Here is a 26,781-nt window from a genome sequence, read left to right as displayed (position 1 = left end):
ACGATTCTTTTGCGATTGCAATAGTCTATTGCTCGCCCGAGGGCTGATGGAGAGCGTCTCTGGATGTTCCAATGGGGCGCCGCGAACTGGCGACTGGGAGATCGTCGATGCAAACCGTGTATACCGTGCTCATCCTGCTGCTGGTGGTCGGGGGCACGCGCCTGCTGGCGCAATTGCTGCCCTTGCCGCTGCCGCTGATCCAGATCGCCTCGGGGGCGGTCCTGGCCTGGCCCAGCCTGGGGTTGCACGTGGCGCTGGACCCGGAGCTGTTCATGTTCCTGTTCATTCCGCCGCTGTTGTTCGCCGATGGCTGGCGCATGCCCAAGGGCGAGTTCTGGCAGATGCGCTGGCCGATCCTGACCATGGCCTTCGCCCTGGTGCTGTTCACCGTGGCTGGCGGTGGCGCCTTCATCCACCTGCTGATTCCCGAGATTCCCTGGGCCGCCGCCTTCGCCCTGGCCGCGGTGCTGTCGCCCACCGACGCCCTGGCGGTGTCGGCGATCGCCCAGAACCGCCTGCCGCGGCGGCTGATGCACGTGCTGCAGGGCGAGGCGCTGATGAACGACGCCTCGGGCCTGGTGGCCTTCAAGTTCGCCGTGGCCGCGGCCATGACCGGCGCCTTCTCGCTGCTCGACGCCAGCCTGAGCTTCCTCCTGGTGGCGATTGGCGGCCTGGCCTGCGGCGTGGTGCTGAGCTGGCTGCTGGGGCGCATCCGCGGCTGGATGATCCGCCGCGGCTGGGACGACCCGGCCACCCACGTGGTGCTCATGCTGCTGCTGCCCTTCGCCGTCTACATGGTCGCCGAGGAACTGGGCGTCTCCGGCATCCTCGCGGCGGTGGCGGCGGGCATGATGCAGAGCTGGACCGACCTGCTGCCGCGGCAGACCCACACCCGCGTGCTCAACCGCAGCGTCTGGTCGATGCTGGAGTTCGCCTTCAACGGCGTGGTGTTCCTGCTGCTGGGCCTGCAACTGCCGGACATCCTCAAGTCGGTGACGCACCATGCCGGCGACAGCCTGTGGCGGTCCTCGCTGCTGCTGTTCTACGTGCTGGCGGTGTACGCCGTGCTGATCCTGCTGCGCTTCGCCTGGGTCTGGTGCTACTGGAAGCTGTCGCTGCGCTTCGAGCGCTGGTGGGGCATCGAGCTGGGCGGCAAGCCCGGCGAGCCGGTGCTGCGGCTGTCGGCGATCTCGGCGCTGGGCGGGGTGCGCGGGGCGGTGACCCTGGCCGGCGTGCTGTCGGTGCCGCTGCTGCTGGGCAGCGGCAAGGCCTTCCCGCAGCGCGACCTGATCATCTTCATCGCCGCCGGGGTGATCCTGGTGTCGCTGCTGGCGGCCACCCTGGGCCTGCCGGCCTTGCTCAAGGGGCTGCCGGTGGCCAGCAACGACCAGTCCGAACTGGAGTACCGCTCGGTATGGCGGCGCACCGCGGTGGCGGCCATCCGCATGCTGGAGAAGGAGGAAATGCCGGCCGGCGAGAAGGTGGATGCCGAGGAGGCCGCGCGGCTGGCGGAGGTGAAGGCGCGGCTGATGGCCGAGTACCGCCAGCAGCTCGACCCGGCGCCGGACAGCGCCGAGGCGCGGGAGCGGGCGCGCAGCCTGGAACTGGCCGACCAGGCCCTGCGCATCAAGGCGCTGCGCACCCAGCGCCTGGAGCTGTACCAACTGCGCCGGGAGAACCTGGTGGACGACGAGACCATGCGCAAGGTGCTCGGCGACCTGGACTCCCAGGAGGCCTGGCTGACCAGCAAGGCGGGGCGGTGGGTGTAGAGCGGCTACAGGCGGCTCCGAGGTTGACCTCGGCGCGGGCTGAGGCCCAGGTGAAACGGCGGATAACCGCGAACGGTTATTCGCCCTACGTTGCTGGCGGGCTTGGTGTAGGGCGCATAACGCCTACGGCGTTATCCGCCGTTTGGTCTTGGCTGCAGGCGGCTCCGAGATTGATCTGGGCGTGGCTTTGGCCTGGGTGAAACGGCGGATAACCGCGAACGGTTATTCGCCCTACGTTGCCGGTGGGCTTGGCGTAGGGCGCATAACGCCTACGGCGTTATCCGCCGTTTGGCCTTGGCTGCAGGCGGCTCCGAGGTTGATCTGGGCGCGGGCTTTGGTCTGGGTGAAGCGGCGGATAACCGCGAACGGTTATTCGCCCTACGTCGCGGGTGGGCTTGGTGTAGGGCGCATAACGCCTACGGCGTTATCCGCCGTTTGGCCTTGGCTGCAGGCGGCTCCGAGGTTGATCTGGGCGCGGGCTTTGGCCTGGGTGAAGCGGCGGATAACCGCGAACGGTTATTCGCCCTACGTTGCCGGTGGGTTTGGTGTAGGGCGCATAACGCCTACGGCGTTATCCGCCGTTTGGCCTTGGCTACGGGCGGCTCCGGGTTTGATCTGGGCTGGCCTGGACGAAGCGCTTGATGCGTTCGGCCGCTTCCACGCATTCCGCCAGCGGCGCGACCAGGGCCATGCGCACGCGGTTGGCGCCGGGGTTCTCGCCGTTCACTTCGCGGGACAGGTAGGAGCCCGGCACCACGGTGACGTGCTGCTGGTCGAACAGGCTGCGGCAGAACTCGGTGTCGGCGATGGGCGTCTTCGCCCACAGGTAGAAGCTGCCGTCCGGGCGCTGCACGTCGAGCACGCCGGCGAGGATGTCCAGCACCGCGGCGAACTTCTCGCGGTACAGGTCGCGGTTGGCGCGCACATGGTCTTCATCCTGCCAGGCGGCGATGCTGGCCAGTTGGGTCTGCACCGGCATGGCGCAGCCGTGGTAGGTGCGGTACAGCAGGAATTTCTTCAGCACCTCGGCGTCGCCGGCGACGAAGCCCGAGCGCAGGCCCGGCAGGTTGGAGCGCTTGGACAGGCTGTGGAACACCACGCAACGCCTGAAGTCCGAGCGGCCCAGTTCGGCACAGGCGCTGAGCAGGCCGGGCGGCGGGTTCTGCTCGTCGAAGTACAGCTCGCTGTAGCACTCGTCGGCGGCGATCAGGAAGTCGTGCTTGTCGGCCAGGGCGATCAGCTTCTTCAATTCGGCGAGGGGGACAAGCGCGCCGGTGGGGTTGCCCGGGGAGCAGAGGAAAAGAATCTGGCAGCGCTGCCAGACGTCCGCCGGCACCGCGTCGAAGTCCGGATTGAAGCCGTTCCCGGCGCGGCAGGCCAGGTAGTGCGGCTGCGCGCCGGCCAGCAGGGCCGCGCCTTCGTAGATCTGGTAGAAGGGGTTGGGGCTGATCACCAGGCCGTTCTTGCTGCGGTCGACCACCGCCTGGGTGAAGGCGAACAGCGCCTCGCGGGTGCCGTTCACCGGCAGCACGTGGCGGGCGGCGTCCAGCCAGCCTGCGGGGACGCCGAAGCGGCGCTCGCACCAGGCGGCGATGGTTTCGCGCAGCGCCGGCAGGCCCAGGGTAGTCGGGTACACCGCCAGTTGGTCGAGGCTGTCGGCCAGGGCCTTGGCGACGAATTCCGGCGAGCGGTGCTTGGGCTCGCCGATGGACAGCGCGATGTGCGCAAGCCCGGCCGGCGGCTGGGCGCCGGCGAGCAGGGCGCGGAGCTTCTCGAAGGGGTAGGGCTGGAGCAGGTCGAGGTCTGGGTTCATGTGAATCGCTCGTCAGATGCTGATGCGGACCGGAACGGTTTCCTGGCCGTTGGCCTGTGAAAGCTGCTCGACCAGGGCCGCCTGCAGTCGCTTGCACAGGTCCGGGTCGGAGAGTGGCTGGTTGTGCGCGTCGGTGACGTAGAACACGTCTTCCACGCGCTCGCCGAGGGTGGCGATCTTGGCGTTGCGCACCGACAGGTCGAAGTCCAGGAACAGCCCGCCGATGCGCGCCAGCAGGCCCGGGCGGTCGGGGGCGATGACCTCGAGCACGCTGACCTGGCGCGAGGCGTCGGTGGAAATGGTCACCAGCGGCGCGAAGGCGAAGTGCTTGAGCTGCCGGGGCACGCGGCGCTGGATGATGTTCGGGTAGTCGTCGGGGTTCTTCAGCGCGTCCACCAGGCCCTGGCGGATTTCGGCGATGCGCTGGGGATTGTCGCCGATCGAGCCGCCATCGGCGTCGAGCACTATGTAGGTGTCGAGGGTGAACAGGCTGGTGGAGGTGATGATCCGCGCGTCCTGGATGTTCAGGTTGAGCTGGTCCATCGCCGCCACGGTCACGGCGAAGAAGTCGTGCTGGTCGGCGGCGTAGATGAAGATCTGCGTGCCGCCCTCGAACTCGCGCTGGGTGGTTTCCTTGATCAGCACCAGCGGCGTGCCGTCGTCCGGGTGCTGGAGGATGGCCTCGGTGTGCCAGGCCACGTCGGCGGCGCTGTGGCGCAGGAAGTAGTCGTCGCCCAGCTGGCTCCAGAGCTGCTCGGCGTCGTCCTGGTCGATGCCGTCGCGCACCAGGATGTCGATGGCCGCGCTCTGCGTCTGGCGGATCTGCTCCTCGCGGTCCAGCGGGTTCTCCAGGCCGCGGCGCAGGGCGCGCTTGGTCTCGGTGTAGAGCTGGCGCAGCAGGCTGGCGCGCCAGGAGTTCCACAGGCTCGGGTTGGTGGCGTTGATGTCGGCCACGGTGAGCACGTAGAGGTAGTCCAGGCGCGTCTGGTCGCCGACCAGTTGGGCGAAGTCGAAGATCACCTGCGGGTCGGAGAGGTCCTTGCGCTGCGCGGTGGTGGACATCACCAGGTGGTTCTGCACCAGCCAGCTGACCAGTTGGGTGTCCCACTGCGGCAACTGGTGGCGCTGGCAGAACAGCTCGGCGTCCACCGCGCCCAGCTCGGAATGGTCGCCGCCACGGCCCTTGGCGATGTCGTGGTAGAGCCCGGCGAGGTAGATCAGCTCCGGCTTGGGCAGGCGCTCCATGATCTTGCTGGCCAGCGGGTACTTCTCGGCCATGTCCGGGCGCTGCAGCTTGCGCAGGTGCTTGATCAGGTTGAGGGTGTGGGCGTCCACCGTATAGATGTGGAACAGGTCGTGCTGCATCTGCCCGATGATCAGGCCGAACTCCGGCAGGTAGCGGCCGAGGATGCCGTAGCGGTTCATCCGCCGCAGGTTGCGATGGATGCCTTCGCGGCACTTGAACAGCTCGATGAACAGGCTGGTGTTGCGGATGTCGTGGCGGAAGTCGTCGTCGATCAGGTGCCGGCTGTCGCGCAGCAGGCGGATGGTGTCGGCGCGCACGCCCTTGATCGCCGGGTGCTGGGCCATCAGCACGAAGATTTCCAGGAGGGCGAAGGGGGTACGCCTGAAGACGTTGGCGTTGGTCACTTCCAGGTAGCCGTCGCGGACCTGGAAGCGGCTGTTCAGCGGCGTCACCTGGCCGCCTTCGCCGGCGCGCAGGATGACTTCCTCGAAGTGCTGCATGATCAGGTCGTTCAGCTCGGAGACCGCCATCACCACCCGGTAGTACTTCTGCATGAAGCGCTCGACGGCCAGCTTGGCGTCGTTGTCCTGGTAGCCGAGCATCCCGGCGATGCGCCGCTGGTGGTCGAACAGCAGGCGGTCCTCGGCGCGCCCGGCGAGCATGTGCAGGGCGTAGCGGACCTTCCAGAGGAATTCCTGGCAGGAGGCCAGCACGCTGGACTCGCTTTCCACCAGGAAGCCTTCCTTGACCAGCGCGTGCAGGTTGAGGCTGCCGAAGTGGCGGCGGGCGACCCAGAGGATGGTCTGGATGTCGCGCAGCCCGCCTGGCGAGCCCTTCACGTTGGGCTCCAGGTTGTATTCGGTGTCGTTGTATTTGGTGTGGCGGTGGATCTGTTCCTTGCGCTTGGCCAGGAAGAACTGGCCGCTGGGCCACATCTGGCTGCTGGCCGTGGCTTCGAGCATGCGCTGGCGCAGGTGGTCGGGGCCGGAGATGGTCCGGCACTCCATCAGGTTGGTCACCACTGTCAGGTCGGCGCGCGCTTCCTCGGCGCACTCGGCCACCGAGCGCACGCTCTGGCCGACTTCCAGGCCGATGTCCCAGAGCAGGGTGAGGAAGCCCTCGATGGGCTCGCGGAAGACCTCCTGGTCCTCGCTGTCGAGCAGCACCAGGATGTCGATGTCCGAGTGCGGGTGCAGCTCGCCGCGGCCGTAGCCGCCCACCGCCACCAGGGCGATGTCGGCGTCCTCGCACCAGGCGAAGCGCTGCCAGGCCTGCTGCAGGATCTGGTCGACGAACCAGGCGCGGTCCTCGATCAGCCGGCGGATGTCACGGCCGCCGTTGAAGCGCGCGTCCAGCACCTCGTTGGCCTGGCGGATGGCCTTCTTGAAGGCGGGGATGGGGCTGGATTTGAGGGCCAGTTCCGCCTGGAACTGCCCAGGGTCGAACAACTCGGGATCCACCTGCGGCATGGCGGCCTTCCTGATTCTGGGATGGGGGAGGGCAGGGGCAAGTCATCGTCCGGGCCTGGGGCGCGTGGCGCCAGGCCCGGCGAGGGTGCCGGGCCGGGATTTCTATGTTCTACCCAGCCGTCGGCGAGATTGCAACGCCGCTCACGCGCCGGTGCGCGGGAAGCTCTCGTCGTTGCGCAGGGTGAGGATCTCGTAGCCGTCGGCGGTCACCAGCACGGTGTGCTCCCACTGGGCGGAGAGCTTGCGGTCCTTGGTGATGGCGGTCCAGCCGTCGCCCAGCAGGCGGGTTTCCGGGCGGCCCTGGTTGATCATCGGCTCGATGGTGAAGATCATCCCTTCCTTGAGTTCCAGGCCGGTGCCGGCGCGGCCGTAGTGCAGCACCTGGGGCTCCTCGTGGAACACCTTGCCGATGCCGTGGCCGCAGTACTCGCGGACCACCGAGAAGCCGTTCTTCTCGGCGTACTTCTGGATCACCTCGCCGATGTCGCCCAGGCGCGCGCCGGGCTTGACCACGGAAATGCCCTTGTACATGCATTCCTGGGTGATCTGGCACAGACGGTCGGCCCACTCCGGGGTCTTGCCCACCAGGAACATCTTGCTGGTGTCACCGTGGTAGCCGTCCTTGATGACGGTGATGTCGATGTTGACGATGTCGCCTTCCTTGAGCGGCTTCTCGTTGGGGATGCCGTGGCAGACGACGTGGTTGATCGAGGTGCAGATGGACTTGGGAAAACCCTTGTAGTTCAGGGGCGCGGGGATGGCCTGCTGGACGTTGACTATATAGTCGTGGCAGATGCGGTCCAGTTCGTCGGTGGTGACCCCGGGCTTGACGTGGTCGCCGATCATTTCCAGCACCTCGGCGGCCAGGCGGCCGGCGATGCGCATTTTCTCGATGTCTTCGGGCGTCTTGATGGTGACGGTCATAGAATTCTCGGACGCGGGCGGAAAAAGGCAATGGTAACAGTTTCGCAGGCGGCAGGCTGCCATGGAAGCTGGAAGCTGGAAGCTGGAAGCTGGAAGCTGGAAGCTGGAAGCTGGAGCGAAGAGCGGCGGTGCGTCGATCGCCTCTCGTCCGGCTTCCAGCTTCTAGCCTCCAGCGGCTTTGTGTGATATAAAGCGCCCCGCTTTTGCAGGCTATGGCCTGTTCAAGCCTAACCCACACATGCATCGACACGATGACCTGGGTGCCCTGCGACGCGTTCGGGGGTTGGTCATTGGGATGCATGGAGGCCCAACCCGACTTATCGAGGAACTATCATGTCCCAAGTCAACATGCGCGATATGCTGAAGGCCGGTGTGCACTTCGGCCACCAGACCCGTTACTGGAACCCGAAAATGGGCAAGTTCATTTTCGGCGCGCGCAACAAGATCCACATCATCAACCTGGAAAAGACCCTGCCGCTGTTCAACGAGGCCCTGACCTTCGTTGAGCGCCTGGCCCAGGGCAAGAACAAGATTCTGTTCGTCGGCACCAAGCGTTCCGCCGGCAAGATCGTTCGCGAAGAAGCCGCCCGTTGCGGCATGCCTTACGTCGACCACCGTTGGCTGGGCGGCATGCTCACCAACTACAAGACCATCCGCCAGTCGATCAAGCGCCTGCGCGAGCTGGAAACCCAGCAGCAGGACGGCACCTTCGACAAGCTGACCAAGAAAGAAGCCCTGATGCGCACCCGTGATCTGGAAAAACTGGATCGCAGCCTGGGCGGCATCAAGGACATGGGCGGCCTGCCGGACGCGCTGTTCGTGATCGACGTCGACCACGAGCGCATCGCCATCACCGAAGCCAACAAGCTGGGCATCCCGGTCATCGGCATCGTCGATACCAACAGCAGCCCGGACGGCGTCGACTACGTCATCCCCGGTAACGACGACGCCATCCGCGCCGTTCAGCTGTACCTGGGTTCGATGGCCGAAGCCGTACTGCGCGGCCGTCAGAACGCCCAGGGCGGTGCTGACGAGTTCGTCGAAGAAGCGCCGGCCGAATCCGCCGAAGGCTGATTCCGGGACGTCCAGACGTCCAGCGGTGCGCAAAAAGGGGGCCTGGCCCCCTTTTTGCCACTCCCGAATTCCGCCCGGCCCGCCGGGCGATCTGGTTTTGAGAACCAACTCAAGAGGATTTGCAAATGGCAGAGATCACTGCAGCACTGGTTAAAGAACTGCGCGAGCGTACCGGCCAGGGCATGATGGAGTGCAAGAAGGCCCTGGTTGCCGCCGAAGGCGACATCGAGAAGGCCATCGACGACATGCGCGCTTCGGGCGCCATCAAGGCTGCCAAGAAGGCCGGCAACATCGCCGCCGAAGGTTCCATCGCGGTGAAAGTGGCCGACGACGCCAAGGCCGCCACCATCATCGAAGTCAACTCGCAGACCGACTTCCTGGCCCTGCAGGACGACTTCAAGAACTTCGTCGCTGCCAGCCTGGACAAGGCTTTCGCCCAGAAGCTGAGCGACGCCGCTCCGCTGATCGCCGAGCAGGAGTCCGCCCGTGAGGCCCTGGTCGCCAAGTGCGGCGAGAACGTCAACATCCGTCGTCTGGCCCGCGCCGAAGGCGACGTGGTCGGCGCCTACCTGCACGGTCACCGCATCGGCGTACTGGTCACCCTGAAAGGCGGCAACGCCGAACTGGCCCGTGACATCGCCATGCACGTCGCCGCCAGCAACCCGCAGTTCCTGGATCCGTCGCAGGTTTCCGAAGAAGCCGTGGCCAAGGAAAAGGAAATCTTCCTGGCGCTGAACGCCGACAAGATCGCCGGCAAGCCGGAAAACATCGTCGAGAACATGGTCAAGGGCCGCATCAACAAGTTCCTCGCCGAAGCCAGCCTGGTCGAGCAGCCGTTCGTCAAGGATCCGGAAGTCAAGGTCGGTGAACTGGCCAAGAAAGCCGGCGCCGAGATCGTCTCCTTCGTTCGCTTCGAAGTGGGCGAGGGCATCGAGAAGGCCGAGGCCGACTTCGCTGCCGAGGTTGCTGCTCAAGTAGCTGCATCCAAGCAATAAGACGGTTTCCACCGTCGCCCCGGAAGAGGCTGCCCGCTCGCGCGTGCGGCCTCTTCGTCAAAGTGGGGAGACCATTCGGGGCGGTCTCCGCGGCTTCGCACCGTTCGTCGGTTCGCGGCGCTGCTAGCCTGGTAGGGCCAGGCTTCCCCGACAGGCGCCCGGTCAGGCGCCACGCATTCCACATCGCCGCAGGAGAAAAAGGTCATGGCTCAGCAGCTGAGCGCACGTCAACCTCGCTATAAACGCATTCTTCTAAAACTGAGCGGCGAAGCCCTGATGGGCAGCGAAGAGTTCGGTATCGACCCCAAGGTCCTGGACCGCATGGCCCTGGAGATCGGCCAACTGGTCGGCATCGGCGTGCAGGTCGGCCTGGTCATCGGCGGCGGCAACCTGTTCCGTGGCGCGGCCCTGTCGGCGGCCGGCATGGACCGCGTCACCGGCGACCACATGGGCATGCTGGCCACCGTGATGAACGGCCTGGCCATGCGCGACGCCCTGGAGCGCTCGAACATCACCGCCATCGTCATGTCGGCCATCAGCATGGTCGGCGTCACCGACCACTACGACCGCCGCAAGGCCATGCGCCACCTCGCCAGCGGCGAAGTGGTGATCTTCTCCGCCGGTACCGGCAACCCCTTCTTCACCACCGACTCGGCCGCCTGCCTGCGCGCCATCGAAATCGATGCCGACGTGGTGCTGAAGGCGACCAAGGTCGATGGTGTGTACACTGCCGATCCGTTCAAGGACCCGAACGCCGAGAAGTTCGAGCGCCTGACCTACGATGAAGTGCTCGACCGCAAGCTGGGCGTGATGGACCTGACTGCCATCTGCCTGTGCCGCGACCAGAAAATGCCGCTGCGGGTGTTCAACATGAACAAGCCGGGCGCGCTGCTGAATATTGTTGTTGGTGGTGCCGAGGGCACCCTGATCGAGGAGGATTGACATGATCAACGAGATCAAGAAAGAAGCGCAGGAGCGCATGGGCAAGACCCTGGAGGCCCTGGGCCATGCCTTCGCCAAGATCCGCACCGGCCGTGCGCACCCGAGCATCCTGGACAGCGTCATGGTGTCCTACTACGGCTCCGACACCCCGCTGCGCCAGGTCGCCAACGTCACCGTCGAGGATTCCCGCACCCTGGCCCTGAACGTGTTCGACAAGAGCATGATCCAGGCGGTCGAGAAGGCCATCATGACCTCCGACCTGGGCCTGAACCCGGCCACCGCCGGCACCACCATCCGCGTCCCCATGCCGGCCCTGACCGAGGAAACCCGCAAGGGCTTCACCAAGCAGGCCCGCGCCGAGGCCGAGCAGGCCCGCGTCTCCGTGCGCAACATCCGCCGCGACGCCCTGGCCCAGCTCAAGGACCTGCAGAAGGAAAAGGAAATCAGCGAGGACGAAGAGCGTCGCGCCGGGGACGAGGTGCAGAAGCTTACCGACAGGTTCGTCGCTGAGATCGACAAGGCCCTCGAGGCCAAGGAAGCGGATCTGATGGCCGTCTGACGGCCAGGTTGCAGTCATGGACAAGACCAAGCAGGTGGCCGCGGTGCCACGTCACGTGGCCATCATCATGGACGGCAACAACCGCTGGGCGAAGAAGCGCCTGCTGCCCGGCGTTGCCGGGCACAAGGCCGGCGTCAGCGCGGTGCGTGCGGTGGTCAAGACCTGCGCCGAGGCCGGTGTCGAGGTCCTGACGCTGTTCGCCTTCTCCAGCGAGAACTGGCAGCGCCCGGTCGACGAGGTCGGTGCGCTCATGGAGCTGTTCCTCATGGCCCTGCGCCGCGAGGTGCGCAAGCTCGACGAGAACGGCATCCGCCTGCGCATCATCGGTGATCGCAGCCGCTTCCAGGCGGAGCTGCAGGCCGCCATGCGCGAAGCGGAGAACCTCACCGCCGGCAACAAGGGGCTGCTGCTGCAGGTGGCGGCCAACTACGGCGGCCAGTGGGACATCACCCAGGCCGCCCAGCGCCTGGCCCGCGAAGTGCAGGCCGGGCACCTGGCGCCGGACGACATCACCCCCGAGCTGATCCAGGGTTGCCTGACCACCGGCGACCAGCCGTTGCCGGACCTGTGCATCCGCACCGGCGGCGAGCACCGCATCAGCAACTTCCTGTTGTGGCAGCTGGCCTACGCCGAGCTGTACTTCTCCGATCTCTACTGGCCGGACTTCAAGAGCGCGGCGATGCGCGAAGCGCTGGCCGACTATGCCACCCGCCAGCGTCGCTTCGGCAAGACCAGCGAGCAGGTGCAGGCCGAGGCCCCCCCGTCATGCTGAAACAACGGATCATCACGGCGCTGGTGCTGCTGCCCATAGCGCTGGGTGGTTTCTTCCTCCTCGATGGCCTCGCCTTCGCGCTGTTCATCGGCCTGGTGGTGACCCTCGGCGCCTGGGAATGGGCGCGCCTGGCCGGCTACAACGAGCAGCCGGCCCGCGTCGGCTATGCCGGTGTGGTCGCGCTGCTGATGCTGCTGCTGTACTGGCTGCCGCAGCTGGCCGGGGCCGTGCTGTTGCTGGCGGTGCTCTGGTGGCTGCTGGCGACCGTGATGGTGCTCACCTACCCGGACAGCGCCTCCAGCTGGGGCGGCCGCTGGCGCCGCTTGCTGATCGGCCTGCTGATCCTGCTGCCGGCCTGGCAGGGGTTGGTGGTGCTCAAGCAGTGGCCGCTGGCCAACTGGCTGATAGTCGCGGTCATGGTGCTGGTCTGGGCCGCCGACATCGGCGCCTATTTCTCCGGCAAGGCCTTCGGCAAGCGCAAGCTGGCGCCGCGGGTCAGCCCCGGCAAGAGCTGGGAAGGCTTCTACGGCGGCCTGGCGCTGAGCCTGGCGATCACCTTCGCGGTGGCCATCTACCGTGACTGGTCGGTGCGCGAACTGCTGCTGGCGCTGCCCTGCGCAGCCGTGGTGGTGGCGCTGTCGGTGGTCGGCGACCTGACCGAGAGCATGTTCAAGCGCGAGTCGGGCCTGAAGGACAGCAGCAACCTGCTGCCGGGCCATGGCGGCGTCCTCGACCGCATCGACAGCCTGACCGCGGCCATCCCGGTCTTCACCGTGCTGCTCTGGGCCACCGGCTGGGGCACGCCATGAGCGCGCCGCAGCAGGTCTGCGTGCTGGGGGCCACCGGCTCCATCGGCCTGAGCACCCTGGACGTCCTCGCGCGGCATCCGCAGCGCTACAGCGTCTTCGCCATCACCGGGCATTCCCGTCTCGCCGAGCTGGAGGCCCTGTGCCTGGTTCATCGGCCGCGTTTCGCGGTGGTCGCCAGCGACGAGCAGGCCCGCCATCTGCGGGGCGCCCTGCAGGCCGAAGGCCTGGCCACTCGCGTACTGGTGGGCGAGCCGGGGTTGTGCGAGGTCGCCGGCCATCCCGAAGTGGACGTGGTCATGGCCGCCATCGTCGGTGCCGCCGGCCTCAAGCCGACCCTGGCGGCGGTGCAGGCCGGCAAGCGCGTGCTGCTGGCCAACAAGGAGGCGCTGGTGATGTCCGGCGCCCTGTTCATGCACGAAGTGCAGGCCCATGGCGCGGTGCTGCTGCCGATCGACAGCGAGCACAATGCCATCTTCCAGTGCATGCCTGGCGACTACGCCCGGGGCCTGGGCCAGGTCGGCGTGCGACGCATCCTGCTGACCGCCTCCGGCGGCCCGTTCCGCGAGACGCCGCTGGATCAACTGTCGGAAGTTTCCCCGGAGCAGGCCTGTGCCCACCCCAACTGGTCCATGGGACGGAAGATTTCCGTCGACTCGGCCAGCATGATGAACAAGGGCCTGGAGCTGATCGAGGCCTGCTGGCTGTTCGATGCCCCGCCGTCGAAGGTGGAGGTGGTGATCCACCCGCAGAGCGTGATCCATTCCCTGGTCGACTACGTGGATGGCTCGGTGCTCGCCCAGCTGGGCAACCCCGACATGCGCACACCCATCGCCCACGCCCTGGCCTGGCCCGAGCGCATCGACTCCGGGGTATCGCCGCTGGACCTGTTCGGCATCGCCCGCCTGGACTTCCAGGCCCCCGACGAGCAGCGCTTCCCCTGCCTGCGCCTGGCGCGCCAGGCGGCCGAGGCGGGCGGCAGCGCGCCGGCGATGCTCAATGCCGCCAACGAGGTGGCGGTGGCCGCATTCCTCGAACGGCGCATCCGTTTCACCGAGATCGCGGTTATCATCGACGAGGTGCTGAACCGCGAGGCCGCCACGCCGGTCGAAAGCCTCGACGTGGTGCTGGAGGCCGACCGCCGTGCGCGCGAGGCCGCGCAGGCCTGGTTGCATGGGCGTGGTCGCTAGGCCCTGAGCCCTGGAGGTAGAGATGAGCGCACTTTACATGGTCGTCGGGCTGATCATCGCCCTTGGCGTCCTGGTGACATTCCACGAGTTCGGTCACTTCTGGGTGGCGCGCCGCTGTGGGGTCAGGGTGCTGCGCTTCTCGGTGGGCTTCGGCACGCCCCTGGTGCGCTGGCACGACCGCCACGGCACCGAATTCGTGGTGGCCGCCATTCCCCTGGGCGGCTACGTGAAGATGCTCGACGAGCGCGAGGGCGAGGTGCCCCTCGACCAGCTCGACCAGGCCTTCAACCGCAAGACGGTATTCCAGCGCATCGCCATAGTCGCGGCGGGCCCTGTGGCCAACTTCCTGCTGGCCATCCTGTTCTTCTGGATCCTCGCCATGCTGGGCACCCAGCAGGTGCGCCCGGTCATCGGCTCCATCGTGCCCGACAGCCCGGCGGCGCTGGGCGGCCTGGCCGCCGGCCAGGAAGTGCTGGCGGTGGATGGCGAGCCGGTGGACGGCTGGGCGGCGGTCAACCTGCGCCTGGTGCGGCGCCTGGGCGAGACCGGCGAGCTGAGCGTCAGCGTGCGCGAGCCGGGCTCCTCGGCGCAGAGCCTGCACCAGTTGCCGATCAAGGCCTGGCTGAAGAGCGCGGACAACCCCGATCCCATCGGCGGCCTGGGCATCCAGCCGTGGCGCCCGGCCATGCCGCCGGTTATCGCCGAGCTGGACCCGCAGGGCCCCGGCAAGGCCGCGGGCCTGGCCATCGGCGACCGGCTGCTGCGGGTGGACGGCCAGGCGGTGGACGACTGGCAGCAGGTGGTCGACAAGGTACGCGCCCGTCCGGAGCAGTCGGTGAGCATCGCCCTGCTGCGCGACGGCCAGGAGCGCGAGCTGACCCTGAAACTGGCGGCGAAAGGCGAGGGCAAGGCCCGTGCCGGTTACCTGGGGGCCGGTGTGGCCGGTGGCCAGTGGCCGGCGGAAATGCTCCGCGAAGTCAGCTTCGGTCCGGTCGCCGCGGTGGGCGAAGCGCTCTCCCGAACCTGGTCGATGAGTCTGCTAACCCTGGATTCTCTAAAGAAAATGGTGCTGGGCCAGCTCTCGGTAAAAAACTTGAGCGGGCCGATAACCATTGCTAAAGTGGCGGGCGCTTCGGCCCAGTCCGGCGTAGGGGATTTTCTGCATTTCCTCGCCTATCTGAGCATAAGTTTGGGGGTTCTCAACCTGTTGCCGATACCCGTCCTCGATGGCGGGCATCTGTTGTTCTACCTGGTCGAGTGGGTGCGTGGCCGCCCATTGTCAGAGCGGGTCCAGGCTTGGGGGATGCAGATCGGCATCAGCCTGGTCGTTGGGGTCATGTTGCTGGCCCTGGTCAACGATCTGAGTCGACTGTAGCTGCCATTGGGTTTCGGATCTGCCGCCTCACGCGGCAGATTCTTTATTTGTCAGTTGGAAAAAAAAGGACTCCATGAAACGCTTTCTGTTACCCGCGGCTCTTTCCGCGTTGATGATCGCCCAGGTTCACGCAGAGTCCTTCACAGTTTCCGACATCCGCGTCAACGGCCTGCAGCGCGTATCCGCGGGTAGCGTGTTCGCCGCCCTGCCGCTGAACGTCGGCGACCAGATCGATGACCGCCGTCTGGTCGAGGCGACCCGCTCGCTGTTCAAGACCGGCTTCTTCCAGGATATCCACCTCGGCCGCGATGGCAACGTACTGGTCATCGACGTGGTCGAGCGCCCGTCCATCTCCAGCATCGAGATCGAAGGCAACAAGGCCATCAGCACCGAAGACCTGATGAAGGGCCTCAAGCAGTCCGGCCTGGCCGAAGGCGAAATCTTCCAGCGCGCCACCCTCGAAGGCGTGCGCAACGAGCTGCAGCGCCAGTACGTGGCCCAGGGCCGCTACTCGGCCAACATCGAGACCCAGGTCACTCCGCAGCCGCGCAACCGCGTGGCGCTGAAGATCACCGTCAACGAAGGCACGGTCGCAGCTATCGCCCACGTCAACGTGGTCGGCAACACCGTGTTCTCCGACGAGGACCTGACCGGCCTGTTCGAGCTGAAGGAAACCAACTGGCTGTCCTTCTTCAAGAACGACGACAAGTATTCCCGCGAGAAGCTCTCCGGCGACCTGGAACGTCTGCGCTCCTACTACCTGGACCGCGGCTACATCCACATGGACATCGCTTCCACCCAGGTTTCCATCACGCCGGACAAGAAGCACGTCTACATCACCGTCAACATCAACGAGGGCGAGAAGTACAAGGTCCGCGACGTGAAGCTGACCGGCGACCTCAAGGTGCCGGAAGAGGAAATCAAGAAGCTGATGCTGGTCGAGCCGGGCCAGGTGTTCTCGCGCAAGGTGATGACCTCCACCTCCGACCTGATCACCCGCCGCCTGGGCAACGAGGGCTACACCTTCGCCAACGTCAACGGCGTGCCGGAAGCCCATGACGACGACAAGACCGTGTCCATCACCTACGTGGTCGACCCGGGCAAGCGCGCCTACGTCAACCGCATCAACTTCCGCGGCAACACCAAGACCGAAGACCAGGTGCTGCGCCGCGAGATGCGCCAGATGGAAGGCGGCTGGGCTTCCACCTACCTGATCGACCAGTCCAAGCAGCGCCTGGAGCGCCTGGGCTACTTCAAGACGGTCAACGTCGAGACCCCGGCCGTTCCGGGCACCGACGACCAGGTGGACGTCAACTACAGCGTGGAAGAGCAGCCCTCCGGCTCCATCACCGCCAGCATCGGCTTCGCCCAGGATGCCGGCCTGATCCTCGGCGGCTCGATCAGCCAGAACAACTTCCTGGGTACCGGCAACAAGGTCAGCATCGGCCTGACCAAGTCCGACTACCAGACCCGCTACAACTTCGGCTTCGTCGACCCCTACTGGACCGTCGACGGCGTGAGCCTGGGCTACAACGCCTTCTACCGCAAGACCGACTACGACAAGCTCGACGTCGACGTCTCCGACTACTCGGTGAACAGCCTCGGCGCCGGCGTCAGCATCGGCTACCCGATCAGCGAGACCTCGCGCCTGACCTACGGCCTGACCGTGCAGCGCGACACCATCGACACCGGCGCCTACACCGTCGACGAGATCTTCGACTTCCTCGAGAAGGAAGGCGACAACTTCACCAACTTCAAGGCCTCCATCGGCTGGTCCGAGTCCACCCTGAACAAGGGCGTGCTGGCCACCCGCGGCCACTCGCAAAGCCTGGTGCTGGAATCGACCATCCCCGGCAGCGACCTGTCGTTCTACAAGCTGGACTATCGCGGCCAGATCTTCGCGCCGCTGTCCGACACCTACACCATGCGCTTCCACACCGAGCTGGGCTACGGCGACGGCTACGGCTCCACCGAGCGCCTGCCGTTCTACGAGAACTACTACGCCGGCGGCTTCAACTCGGTGCGCGGCTTCAAGGACAGCTCCCTCGGCCCGCGCAGTACGCCGAGCCGTGTCGTTGACCCGGCCACTGGCGCCGTGGTATCCGGGCCCGACGGCAAGGGCCGCTACACCGACCCGGACCAGGACCCGCAGGCCTTCGGTGGTAACGTGATGATCACCGGCGGCGCCGAACTGCTGTTCCCGCTGCCCTTCGTCAAGGACCAGAGCCAGCTGCGTACCGTACTGTTCTGGGACGTGGGCAACGTGTTCGATTCCGACTGCCCGCTGTCCACCACCCAGGGTTGCGACGGTATCAAGCTGAACGACATGGCCATGTCCGTGGGTGTCGGTCTGACCTGGATCACCGCGCTCGGCCCGCTGAGCTTCAGCCTCGGTACCCCGATCAAGAAGCCGGACAACGCGGAAACCCAGATCTTCCAGTTCTCCCTGGGGCAGACCTTCTGATTCGCCATCTTGTTGTATAGACAACCTAGCTTTGTGCAGGAGTGCAATGTGCGTAAGTTGACCCAGTTCGTCCTGATCACCGCCGCCCTGATGGCGAGCCCCGCGTTCGCCGACATGAAGATCGCGGTGCTCAACTACCAGATGGCGCTCCTCGAGTCCGATGCGGCCAAGCAGTACGCCGTCGATGCCGAGAAGAAATTCGGCCCGCAGCTGAGCAAGCTGCGCGCCCTGGAAAGCGACGCCAAGGCCCTGCAGGACAAGCTGGTCAATGGCGGCAGCAAGCTGTCCAAGTCCGAGCGCGACAAGGCCGAGGACGACTTCAAGCAGAAGGCCCGCGACTTCCAGTTCCAGTCCAAGGAGCTGAACGAAGCCAAGGCCTCCGCCGACCGCGAAATGCTCAAGAAGCTCAAGCCGAAGCTGGACCAGGCCGTCGAGGAAACCATCAAGAAGGGCGGCTACGACCTGGTGGTCGAGCGCGGCGCGGTGGTCGACGTCAAACCCCAGTACGACATCACCCGCCAGGTCATCGAGCGGATGAACCAGCTGCGCTGATGATGAGCCCGCGGTCCCATACCCTCGCCGAACTGGCCGCTCAGCTCCAGGCGGAGCTGCGTGGCGACCCGGCCGTGGTCATCCACGGCCTGGCTACCCTGCAGGATGCCGGCCCGGAGCAACTGAGCTTCCTGGCCAACCCGCAGTACCGCAAGTTCCTGGCCGACAGCCGGGCCGGCGCGGTGCTGCTCACCGCCGCCGACGCCGAAGGCTTCACCGGCAACGCGCTGGTGGTGCCCGACCCCTACCTGGCCTACGCCGGGCTGTCGCACCAGTTCGATCCCAAGCCCAGGGCGCCTGCCGGCATCCATCCCACCGCGGTGGTCGATGCCAGCGCCAGCGTCGATCCCACGGCCAGCATCGGCCCCTACGTGGTGATCGAGGCCGGCGCGCAGATCGGCGCCGGCGTCACGCTCGGCGCCCACTGCTTCGTCGGTGCGCGCAGCGTGATCGGCGAGGGCGGCTGGCTGGCCCCGCGCGTGACCCTCTACCACGACGTGCGCATCGGCAAGCGCGTGGTGATCCAGTCCGGCGCGGTGCTCGGCGGCGAAGGCTTCGGCTTCGCCAAGCAGCAGGGCGCCTGGCAGAAGATCGCGCAGATCGGCGGCGTCACCATTGGCGACGACGTCGAGATCGGCGCCAACACCACCATCGACCGTGGTGCGCTGTCCGATACCCTGGTTGGCAACGGCGTCAAGCTGGACAACCAGATCATGATCGCGCACAACGTGCAGATCGGCGATCACACCGCCATGGCCGGCTGCTGCGGGATTTCCGGCAGCGCCAAGATCGGCAGGCATTGCATGCTCGCCGGCGGCGTCGGCCTGGTCGGGCACATCGAGATCTGCGACAACGTCTTCGTCACCGGCATGACCATGGTCACCCGCTCGATCACCGAGCCGGGCGCCTACTCATCCGGCACGGCCATGCAGCCCGCCGCTGAATGGAAGAAGAGCGCTGCCCGTATTCGCCAGTTGGACGACATGGCCCGTCGTCTGCAACAGCTGGAAAAGCGCCTGGCCGCCGTGACCCCGAGCGGAGACACTCCATCTGATGCGTGAGTCACGCATTTTTTGGCGTTTCCCTTTTCTGAACAGGCTCCCCTGAACATGATGGACATCAACGAGATTCGCGAATACCTGCCTCATCGCTACCCCTTCCTGCTGGTGGACCGGGTGGTAGAGCTGGACATCGAAGGCAAGCGCATTCGCGCCTACAAGAATGTCAGCATCAACGAGCCGTTCTTCAATGGCCACTTCCCGCAGCACCCGATCATGCCCGGCGTGCTGATCATCGAGGCCATGGCCCAGGCGGCCGGCATCCTCGGCTTCAAGATGCTCGACGTGAAGCCGGCCGACGGCACCCTGTACTACTTCGTCGGCTCCGACAAGCTGCGCTTCCGCCAGCCGGTGCTGCCGGGCGACCAGCTGAACTTGCATGCCCAGTTCATCAGCGTGAAGCGCGGCATCTGGAAGTTCGACTGCCACGCCACCGTCGATGACAAGCCGGTGTGCTCGGCCGAAATCATCTGTGCGGAACGCAAACTATGAGTTTGATCGATCCTCGCGCCATCATCGATCCGCGGGCAAAGCTGGCCGACGACGTAGAGGTGGGCCCCTGGTCCATCGTCGGGCCGGATGTGGAAATCGGCGAAGGTACGGTGATCGGTCCGCACGTGGTGCTCAAGGGCCCCACGAAGATCGGCAGACACAACCGGATTTTCCAGTTCTCCAGCGTCGGCGAGGACACTCCCGACCTGAAGTACAAGGGCGAGCCGACTCGCCTGGTGATCGGCGACCACAACGTGATCCGCGAGGGTGTGACCATCCACCGCGGCACCGTCCAGGACCGCTCGGAAACCACCATCGGCGACCACAACCTGTTCATGGCCTACGTTCACGTCGGCCATGACAGCGTGATCGGCAACCACTGCATCCTGGTCAACAACACCGCCCTGGCCGGCCACGTGCACGTGGACGACTGGGCGATCCTCTCCGGCTACACCCTGGTGCACCAGTTCTGCCGCATCGGCGCCCACAGCTTCTCCGGCATGGGCACCGCCATCGGCAAGGACGTGCCGGCCTACGTGACCGTCTTCGGCAACCCCGCCGAGGCGCGCAGCATGAACTTCGAGGGCATGCGCCGCCGCGGCTTCAGCGCCGAGGCCATCCACGCCCTGCGCCGGGCCTACAAGGTGGTGTACCGCCAGGGCCTGACAGTGGAAGAGGCGCTCGCCGAGCTGGCCGAATCCGCCGCGCAGTTCCCGGAAGTCGCGGTGTTCTGCGACTCCATCCAGAGCGCCACCCGCGGCATCACCCGCTGACCATGGCTGCGGGCACCGGCAAGCTGCGCGTCGCCCTGGTGGCGGGCGAGGCCTCGGGGGACATCCTTGGCGCCGGCCTGATGCAGGCCCTGCGCGAACGCCACCCCGAGGTCGAGTTCATCGGCGTGGGCGGTGCGCGCATGCAGGCCCAGGGCCTGGTCTCGGAATTCCCCATGGAGCGCCTGGCGGTCATGGGCCTGGTCGAGGTCCTCGGCCGCCTGCGCGAGCTGCTGCGCCGGCGCAAGGAGCTGATCCGCAACCTGATACTCGCGCGCCCCGACGTCTTCATCGGCATCGACGCGCCGGACTTCAACCTCGGGCTGGAGCTGCAACTGCGCCGCGCCGGCATCCGCACCGTGCACTACGTCAGCCCCTCGGTCTGGGCCTGGCGGCAGAAGCGCGTGCTGAAGATCAAGCAGGCCTGCGACCTGATGCTGGCGCTGTTCCCCTTCGAGGCGAAGTTCTACGAAGAGCACGGCGTGCCGGTGCGCTTCGTCGGCCATCCGCTGGCCAACACCATCCCCCTGGAAGCCGACCGCGCCGCCGCGCGCGCGCAGCTCGGCCTGCCGGCCGACGCCCAGGTGGTGGCGCTGCTGCCGGGCAGCCGCGGCGGCGAGGTGGGCAAGCTCGGCGCGCTGTTCCTGGATACCGCCGAACGCCTGCTGCAGCAGCGCCCGGGCCTGCGCTTCGTGCTGCCCTGCGCCAGCCCCGAGCGGCGCGCACAGCTGGAGCAGATGCTGCAGGGCCGCCAGTTGCCGCTGCAACTGCTCGACGGCCAGTCCCACGAGGCCCTGGCCGCCTGCGACGCGGTGCTGATCGCCTCCGGCACCGCGACCCTGGAGGCGCTGCTGTACAAGCGGCCGATGGTGGTCGCCTACAAGGTCGCGCCGCTGACCTATGCCATCCTCAAGCGCCTGGTGAAGAGCCCCTACATCTCGCTGCCGAACCTGCTCGCCGGGCGCCTGCTGGCCCCCGAGCTGATCCAGGACGCGGCGACCCCCGAGGCCCTGGCGCAACACCTGTTGCCGCTGCTGGACGACGGCAGCGCGCAGACCGAATCCTTCGACGCCATCCACCGCGCCCTGCGCCAGGATGCGTCCGCGCAGGCCGCCGAAGCGGTGCTCGCCCTGGTGGAGAAACGCTGATGCAGATGGGCCTGGATTTCGACCTGGTCGAGGAACTGGTGGCCGGGGTCGACGAGGTGGGCCGCGGCCCGCTCTGCGGCCCGGTGGTCACCGCCGCGGTGATCCTCGACCCGGCGCGGCCGATCATCGGCCTGAACGACTCGAAGAAGCTCAGCGAGGCGCGCCGCGAGGCGCTGTTCGACGAGATCCGCGAGAAGGCCCTGGCCTGGTTCATCGCCCGCGCCGAGGTCGAGGAGATCGACCGGCTGAACATCCTCCACGCCACCATGCTGGCCATGCAGCGCGCGGTGGAGGGCCTGAGCGTCACCCCGAAACTGGCGCTGATCGACGGCAACCGCTGCCCGAAACTCAGGGTGCCGGCGGCCCCGGTGGTGCAGGGCGATGCCAAGGTGCCGGCCATCGCCGCCGCCTCCATCCTGGCCAAGGTCTCCCGCGACCGCGAGATGCAGGAAATGGAAGCCCTCTACCCGGGCTACGGCATCGGCGGGCACAAGGGCTACCCGACCCCGGTGCACCTGGAAGCCCTCAAGCGCCTGGGCCCGACGCCCATCCACCGACGCTCCTTCGCCCCGGTGCGCGCGCTGCTGGAAAGCCCGTCCGGCATCCTCTGAGCGCCGCAGGGCGGCAGTGGCGATCTGAAGCCTGTAGCTTTGCGGAGCGGGCCGGTACAATCGGCCGCTTATCGTTTCCGCGTTGCATAGGACCACCATGACCGCCTCCTTCGTCCACCTGCGTCTGCACTCCGAGTACTCCCTGGTCGACGGCCTGGTCAGGGTCAAACCGTTGTGCAAGGCAGTGGCCGGCGCCGGCATGCCGGCGGTGGCGATCACCGACCAGAGCAACATGTGCTCGCTGGTGAAGTTCTACAAGACCGCCATGGGCGCCGGCATCAAGCCGATCTGCGGCGCCGACATCTGGCTGGCCAGCCGCGACGAGGACGGCCCGCTCAGCCGCCTGAGCCTGCTGGTGATGAACGCCAAGGGCTACCGCAACCTCACCGAGCTGATCTCCCGCGGCTGGCAGGAAGGCCAGCGCAACGGCGAGATCATCATCGAGCGCGACTGGGTGAAAGAGGCCGCCGAAGGCCTGATCGCGCTGTCCGCGGCCAAGGAAGGGGAGATCGGCCATGCCCTGCTCGACGGCGAGGACGCCCTGGCCGACTCGCTGCTGGCCGAGTGGATGGAAGTCTTCCCCGACCGTTTCTACCTGGAAGTGCAGCGCACCGCGCGGGTCAACGACGAGGAACACCTGCACGCCGCCGTGGCGCTGGCCGAGCGCAGCGGCGCGCCGCTGGTGGCCACCAACGACGTGCGCTTCATCAAGCAGGAAGACTTCGAGGCCCACGAGACCCGCGTGTGCATCGGCGAAGGCCGCGCCCTGGACGACCCGCGCCGCTCGCGCAACTACTCCGACCAGCAGTACCTGAAATCGCCGGCGGAAATGGCCGAGCTGTTCAGCGACCTGCCCGAGGCCCTGGAAAACACCGTCGAGATCGCCAAGCGCTGCAACATCGAAGTGCAGCTGGGCAAGTACTTCCTGCCCAACTTCCCGATTCCCATCGAAGGCATGGACATCAACGACTACCTGCGCCATGTCTCCTACGAAGGGCTGGAGGAGCGCCTGGCGGTGCTGCTGCCCAAGGACACGCCGAACTACGAGGAAAAGCGCCAGGTCTACGTCGATCGCCTGGAGTTCGAGTTGGGCACCATCATCCAGATGGGCTTCCCCGGCTACTTCCTGATCGTGATGGACTTCATCAAGTGGGCCAAGAACAACGGCGTGCCGGTGGGCCCCGGCCGGGGCTCGGGCGCAGGCAGCCTGGTTGCCTACGTGCTGAAGATCACCGACCTCGACCCGCTGGCCTACGACCTGCTGTTCGAACGCTTCCTCAACCCCGAACGTATCTCCATGCCCGACTTCGACGTGGACTTCTGCATGGAAGGCCGCGACCGGGTGATCGACTACGTGGCCGACGCCTACGGGCGCAACGCGGTGAGCCAGATCATCACCTTCGGCTCCATGGCCGCCAAGGCGGTGGTGCGCGACGTGGCGCGGGTGCAGGGCAAGTCCTACGGCCTGGCCGACAAGCTGTCGAAGATGATCCCCTTCGAAGTCGGCATGACCCTGGACAAGGCCTTCGAGCAGGAGGAAATGCTCCGCGACTTCCTTAAGTCCGACGAGGAAGCCCAGGAAATCTGGGACATGGCCCTGAAGCTGGAAGGCGTCACCCGCGGCACCGGCAAGCACGCCGGCGGCGTGGTGATCGCGCCGACCAAGCTCACCGACTTCTCGCCCATCGCCTGCGACGAAGAGGGCGGCGGCCTGGTGACCCAGTTCGACAAGGACGACGTGGAAGCCGCCGGCCTGGTGAAGTTCGACTTCCTCGGCCTGCGCACCCTGACCATCATCAAGTGGGCGATGGAGATCATCCATCGCATCCAGCGCAAGGCCGGCGACGAGAACCTGGTCGACATCGACCGCATCCCGCTGGACGACAAGAAGACCTACGACCTGTTGCAGAAGGCCGAGACCACCGCGGTGTTCCAGCTGGAATCGCGCGGCATGAAGGAGCTGATCAAGAAGCTCAAGCCGGACTGCCTGGAAGACCTCATCGCACTGGTGGCGCTGTTCCGCCCCGGCCCGCTGCAGTCGGGCATGGTGGACGACTTCATCAACCGTAAGCACGGCCGCGAGGAAATCTCCTACCCGCACCCGGACTACCAGTATGCGGGCCTGGAGCCGGTGCTCAAGCCCACCTACGGCATCATCCTGTACCAGGAACAGGTGATGCAGATCGCCCAGGTGATGGCCGGCTACACCCTCGGCGGCGCGGACATGCTGCGCCGCGCCATGGGCAAGAAGAAGCCCGAGGAGATGGCCAAGCAGCGCGGCGGCTTCATCGAAGGCTGCGCCAACAACGGCATCGACAAGGACCTGGCGGGCAACATCTTCGACCTGGTGGAAAAGTTCGCCGGCTACGGCTTCAACAAGTCGCACTCGGCCGCCTACGGCCTGGTCTCCTACCAGACCGCCTGGCTGAAGACGCACTGGGCCGCGCCCTTCATGGCCGCGGTACTCACCGCGGATATGCAGAACACCGACAAGGTGGTGACGCTGATCGAAGAATGCCGGCACATGAAGCTGCGCATCGTCGCCCCGGACGTGAACAACTCCGAGTTCCGTTTCACCGTCGACGACGACAACCAGATCGTCTACGGCCTGGGCGCGATCAAGGGTGTCGGCGAAGGCCCGGTGGAAGCCATCACCGAATGCCGCGCCGAGGGCGGGCCGTTCAAGGACCTGTTCGATTTCTGCGACCGCATCGACCTCAAGCGCATCAACAAGCGCACCCTCGATGCGCTGATCCGCGCCGGCGCGCTGGACCGTCTGGGCCCGTATTTCCACGAAGAGCCCAAGGCCTACCTGGCCGATATCGACCGCAACCGCGCGGTGCTGCTGGCGTCCATGGAGGAAGCCATCAAGGCCGCCGAGCAGACCTCGCGCAGCCATGACAGCGGCCACATGGACCTGTTCGGCGGGCTGTTCGCCGAGCCGGAGGCCGACGTTTACGCCAACCACCGCAAGGCCAAGGAACTGACCCTCAAGGAACGCCTGAAAGGCGAGAAGGATACCCTTGGCCTGTACCTCACCGGCCACCCGATCGACGAATACGAAGGCGAGGTGCGCCGCTTCGCCCGCCAGCGCATCGTCGAACTGAAGCCGGCGCGCGACACCCAGACCGTCGCCGGGCTGATCGTCAACCTGCGGGTGATGAAGAACAAGCGCGGTGACAAGATGGGCTTCGTCACCCTCGACGACCGCTCCGGGCGCATCGAGGCCTCGCTGTTCGCCGAGGCCTTCGCCGCCAACCAGGGCCTGCTGCAGACCGACGCCATGGTGGTGATCGAGGGCGAGGTCAGCCAGGACGACTTCTCCGGCGGCCTGCGCCTGCGCGCCAAGCGCGTGATGGGCCTGGAGGAGGCGCGCACCGCGCTGGCCGAGAGCCTGCGGCTGAAGGTCGCCGCGGATGCGCTCAAGGGCGACCGCCTGCGCTGGCTGGCCGAGCTGTGCGGCCGCCACCGCGGCAACTGCCCGGTCACCGTCGACTACAGTTCCAGCGACGCCCGCGCCCTGCTGCAGTTCGGCGAAGACTGGCGCATCGACCCGGCCGATGCGCTGATTCAGGCATTGCGTGACCAGTTCGGACGCGACAACGTCTTCCTCAACTACCGCTAGCGTGGCCGGTGGCCGAACGCCGCCCGCCCGCCAGTCTCGACCCTGGGCGCCCGATACCGTAAGGTAGGGCGCCATACGGACCAGGCCCTGCCGCCATTCAGCACGACGGATAGCCCATGAACCCGAACTTCCTCGATTTCGAACAGCCGATCGCCGACATGCAAGCCAAGATCGAAGAGCTGCGTCTGGTCGGCAACGACAACTCCATCAACATCAGCGATGAAATCGCCCGCCTGGAAGACAAGAGCCGCGCGCTGACCGAGAACATCTTCGGCAACCTGAGCAGCTGGCAGATCGCCCAGCTCGCGCGCCACCCGCGCCGGCCCTACACCCTGGACTACATCGAGCACATCTTCACCGAGTTCGAAGAACTGCACGGCGACCGCCACTTCGCCGACGACGCCGCCATCGTCGGCGGCGTCGCCCGCCTGGACGAGCAGCCGGTGATGGTCATCGGCCACCAGAAGGGCCGCGAAGTGCGCGAGAAGGTGCGCCGCAACTTCGGCATGCCGCGTCCGGAAGGCTACCGCAAGGCCTGCCGCCTGATGGAAATGGCCGAACGCTTCAAGATGCCGATCCTGACCTTCATCGACACTCCCGGCGCCTACCCGGGCATCGACGCCGAAGAGCGCGGCCAGAGCGAGGCCATCGCCTGGAACCTGCGCGTGATGGCGCGCCTGAAGACGCCGATCATCGCCACCGTCATCGGCGAGGGCGGCTCCGGCGGCGCCCTGGCCATCGGCGTCTGCGACAACCTGAACATGCTGCAGTACTCCACCTACGCGGTGATCTCCCCGGAAGGCTGCGCCTCGATCCTCTGGCGCACCGCCGAAAAGGCCCCGGAAGCCGCCGAAGCCATGGGCATCACCGCGGCGCGCCTGAAGGACCTGGGCATCGTCGACACCGTGATCCCCGAACCGCTGGGCAGCGCCCACCGCGACCCGGCCGCTGCAGCGGAAAGCATCCGCAACGCGCTCAAGTCGCAGCTGGGCATGCTCAAGGGCCTGAGCACCCAGGAGCTGCTGGCGCGCCGCTACGAGCGGCTGATGAGCTACGGGATCGCTTGAGGGCGGCTGGAAGCTGGAAGCTGGAAGCTGAAGGCAAGAGCGAAAAGCCCGCCTCCCTCA

The 26,781-nt window shown here is 66.4% G+C and carries 21 protein-coding genes; 18 read left to right on the top strand and 3 right to left on the bottom strand.

Features of this window, described 5'->3' with window-relative positions; translation table 11 throughout:
- Positions 1-107 precede the first annotated feature (107 nt).
- Positions 108-1,769 (top strand): Na+/H+ antiporter, encoded by a 1,662-nt coding sequence (locus FG99_RS16720; RefSeq protein ID WP_043271204.1) that lies wholly within the window; start codon positions 108-110, stop codon positions 1,767-1,769.
- 592 nt (positions 1,770-2,361) lie between these two features.
- Here FG99_RS16720 and dapC read toward each other — a convergent pair.
- The 3 genes from dapC to map form a co-directional block, all read right to left on the bottom strand.
- Positions 2,362-3,582 carry a succinyldiaminopimelate transaminase gene (dapC, locus tag FG99_RS16715; RefSeq protein ID WP_043271202.1) on the bottom strand — a complete coding sequence of 407 codons (1,221 nt, stop codon included), beginning with the start codon at positions 3,580-3,582 and terminating at the stop codon, positions 2,362-2,364.
- 12 nt (positions 3,583-3,594) lie between these two features.
- Positions 3,595-6,297 carry a [protein-PII] uridylyltransferase gene (locus FG99_RS16710; RefSeq protein ID WP_043271200.1) on the bottom strand — a complete coding sequence of 901 codons (2,703 nt, stop codon included), beginning with the start codon at positions 6,295-6,297 and terminating at the stop codon, positions 3,595-3,597.
- Positions 6,298-6,438: 141 nt separating this feature from the next.
- The gene (gene map / locus FG99_RS16705) at positions 6,439-7,221 is read right to left on the bottom strand and encodes a type I methionyl aminopeptidase (protein WP_043271198.1); all 783 of its coding nucleotides are present in this window, start codon (positions 7,219-7,221) and stop codon (positions 6,439-6,441) included.
- A 333-nt stretch (positions 7,222-7,554) separates the two neighbouring features.
- Between map and rpsB the strand changes: the two genes are divergently transcribed.
- The 17 genes from rpsB (at position 7,555) to accA (ending at position 26,721) form a co-directional block, all read left to right on the top strand.
- Positions 7,555-8,295, top strand: coding sequence for a 30S ribosomal protein S2 (gene rpsB, locus FG99_RS16700; protein ID WP_009616632.1), 741 nt, complete (start codon positions 7,555-7,557; stop codon positions 8,293-8,295).
- Between the two features lie 125 nt (positions 8,296-8,420).
- A complete protein-coding gene (gene tsf, locus FG99_RS16695; protein ID WP_043271196.1) occupies positions 8,421-9,290 on the top strand; it encodes a translation elongation factor Ts in 870 nt (289 codons plus the stop codon).
- 204 nt (positions 9,291-9,494) lie between these two features.
- Entirely contained in the window at positions 9,495-10,232 is a 738-nt protein-coding gene (gene pyrH, locus FG99_RS16690) for a UMP kinase (protein WP_009616635.1), read from the top strand.
- A gap of 1 nt (position 10,233) precedes the next feature.
- The gene (gene frr, locus FG99_RS16685; protein WP_043271194.1) at positions 10,234-10,791 is read left to right on the top strand and encodes a ribosome recycling factor; all 558 of its coding nucleotides are present in this window, start codon (positions 10,234-10,236) and stop codon (positions 10,789-10,791) included.
- Positions 10,792-10,807: 16 nt separating this feature from the next.
- Positions 10,808-11,563, top strand: coding sequence for an isoprenyl transferase (locus FG99_RS16680; RefSeq protein WP_043271192.1), 756 nt, complete (start codon positions 10,808-10,810; stop codon positions 11,561-11,563).
- A complete protein-coding gene (locus FG99_RS16675) occupies positions 11,557-12,372 on the top strand; it encodes a phosphatidate cytidylyltransferase (RefSeq protein ID WP_043271190.1) in 816 nt (271 codons plus the stop codon). Before FG99_RS16680 ends, FG99_RS16675 begins: the two co-directional genes overlap by 7 nt.
- The gene (gene ispC / locus FG99_RS16670; RefSeq protein ID WP_043271188.1) at positions 12,369-13,559 is read left to right on the top strand and encodes a 1-deoxy-D-xylulose-5-phosphate reductoisomerase; all 1,191 of its coding nucleotides are present in this window, start codon (positions 12,369-12,371) and stop codon (positions 13,557-13,559) included. Before FG99_RS16675 ends, ispC begins: the two co-directional genes overlap by 4 nt.
- Before the next feature lie 22 nt (positions 13,560-13,581).
- Entirely contained in the window at positions 13,582-14,934 is a 1,353-nt protein-coding gene (rseP, locus tag FG99_RS16665; RefSeq protein WP_043271186.1) for an RIP metalloprotease RseP, read from the top strand.
- 73 nt (positions 14,935-15,007) lie between these two features.
- Positions 15,008-17,398, top strand: coding sequence for an outer membrane protein assembly factor BamA (gene bamA / locus FG99_RS16660; RefSeq protein ID WP_043271184.1), 2,391 nt, complete (start codon positions 15,008-15,010; stop codon positions 17,396-17,398).
- Positions 17,399-17,446: 48 nt separating this feature from the next.
- Positions 17,447-17,950, top strand: coding sequence for an OmpH/Skp family outer membrane protein (locus FG99_RS16655; protein ID WP_009616651.1), 504 nt, complete (start codon positions 17,447-17,449; stop codon positions 17,948-17,950).
- Positions 17,950-19,011, top strand: a complete 1,062-nt coding sequence (lpxD, locus tag FG99_RS16650; protein WP_043271182.1) for a UDP-3-O-(3-hydroxymyristoyl)glucosamine N-acyltransferase — start codon at positions 17,950-17,952, stop codon at positions 19,009-19,011. The genes FG99_RS16655 and lpxD overlap by 1 nt, the downstream gene beginning before the upstream one ends.
- A gap of 48 nt (positions 19,012-19,059) precedes the next feature.
- On the top strand, positions 19,060-19,500 hold the full coding sequence (gene fabZ, locus FG99_RS16645; RefSeq protein ID WP_009616653.1) for a 3-hydroxyacyl-ACP dehydratase FabZ: 441 nt from the start codon (positions 19,060-19,062) through the stop codon (positions 19,498-19,500).
- Complete coding sequence (lpxA, locus tag FG99_RS16640; protein ID WP_043271180.1) at positions 19,497-20,273, top strand: acyl-ACP--UDP-N-acetylglucosamine O-acyltransferase; 777 nt, start codon at positions 19,497-19,499, stop codon at positions 20,271-20,273. Before fabZ ends, lpxA begins: the two co-directional genes overlap by 4 nt.
- A 2-nt stretch (positions 20,274-20,275) precedes the next feature.
- Positions 20,276-21,418: a lipid-A-disaccharide synthase gene (lpxB, locus tag FG99_RS16635; protein ID WP_043271178.1), complete on the top strand. Its 1,143-nt coding sequence runs from the start codon at positions 20,276-20,278 to the stop codon at positions 21,416-21,418.
- Positions 21,418-22,029 carry a ribonuclease HII gene (gene rnhB, locus FG99_RS16630; protein ID WP_043271176.1) on the top strand — a complete coding sequence of 204 codons (612 nt, stop codon included), beginning with the start codon at positions 21,418-21,420 and terminating at the stop codon, positions 22,027-22,029. The genes lpxB and rnhB overlap by 1 nt, the downstream gene beginning before the upstream one ends.
- A 97-nt stretch (positions 22,030-22,126) precedes the next feature.
- Complete coding sequence (gene dnaE / locus FG99_RS16625) at positions 22,127-25,654, top strand: DNA polymerase III subunit alpha (RefSeq protein ID WP_043271174.1); 3,528 nt, start codon at positions 22,127-22,129, stop codon at positions 25,652-25,654.
- A gap of 116 nt (positions 25,655-25,770) precedes the next feature.
- On the top strand, positions 25,771-26,721 hold the full coding sequence (gene accA / locus FG99_RS16620; RefSeq protein ID WP_043271172.1) for an acetyl-CoA carboxylase carboxyl transferase subunit alpha: 951 nt from the start codon (positions 25,771-25,773) through the stop codon (positions 26,719-26,721).
- The last annotated feature ends 60 nt before the right edge of the window (positions 26,722-26,781 follow it).

The sequence above is a fragment of the Pseudomonas sp. AAC genome (genome assembly GCF_000725445.1).
GTDB classification, from domain to species: Bacteria; Pseudomonadota; Gammaproteobacteria; order Pseudomonadales; family Pseudomonadaceae; genus Pseudomonas; species Pseudomonas citronellolis.
Note: the sequence above shows the minus strand (reverse complement) of the source record. Positions and strands in the feature narration are given on the sequence as shown.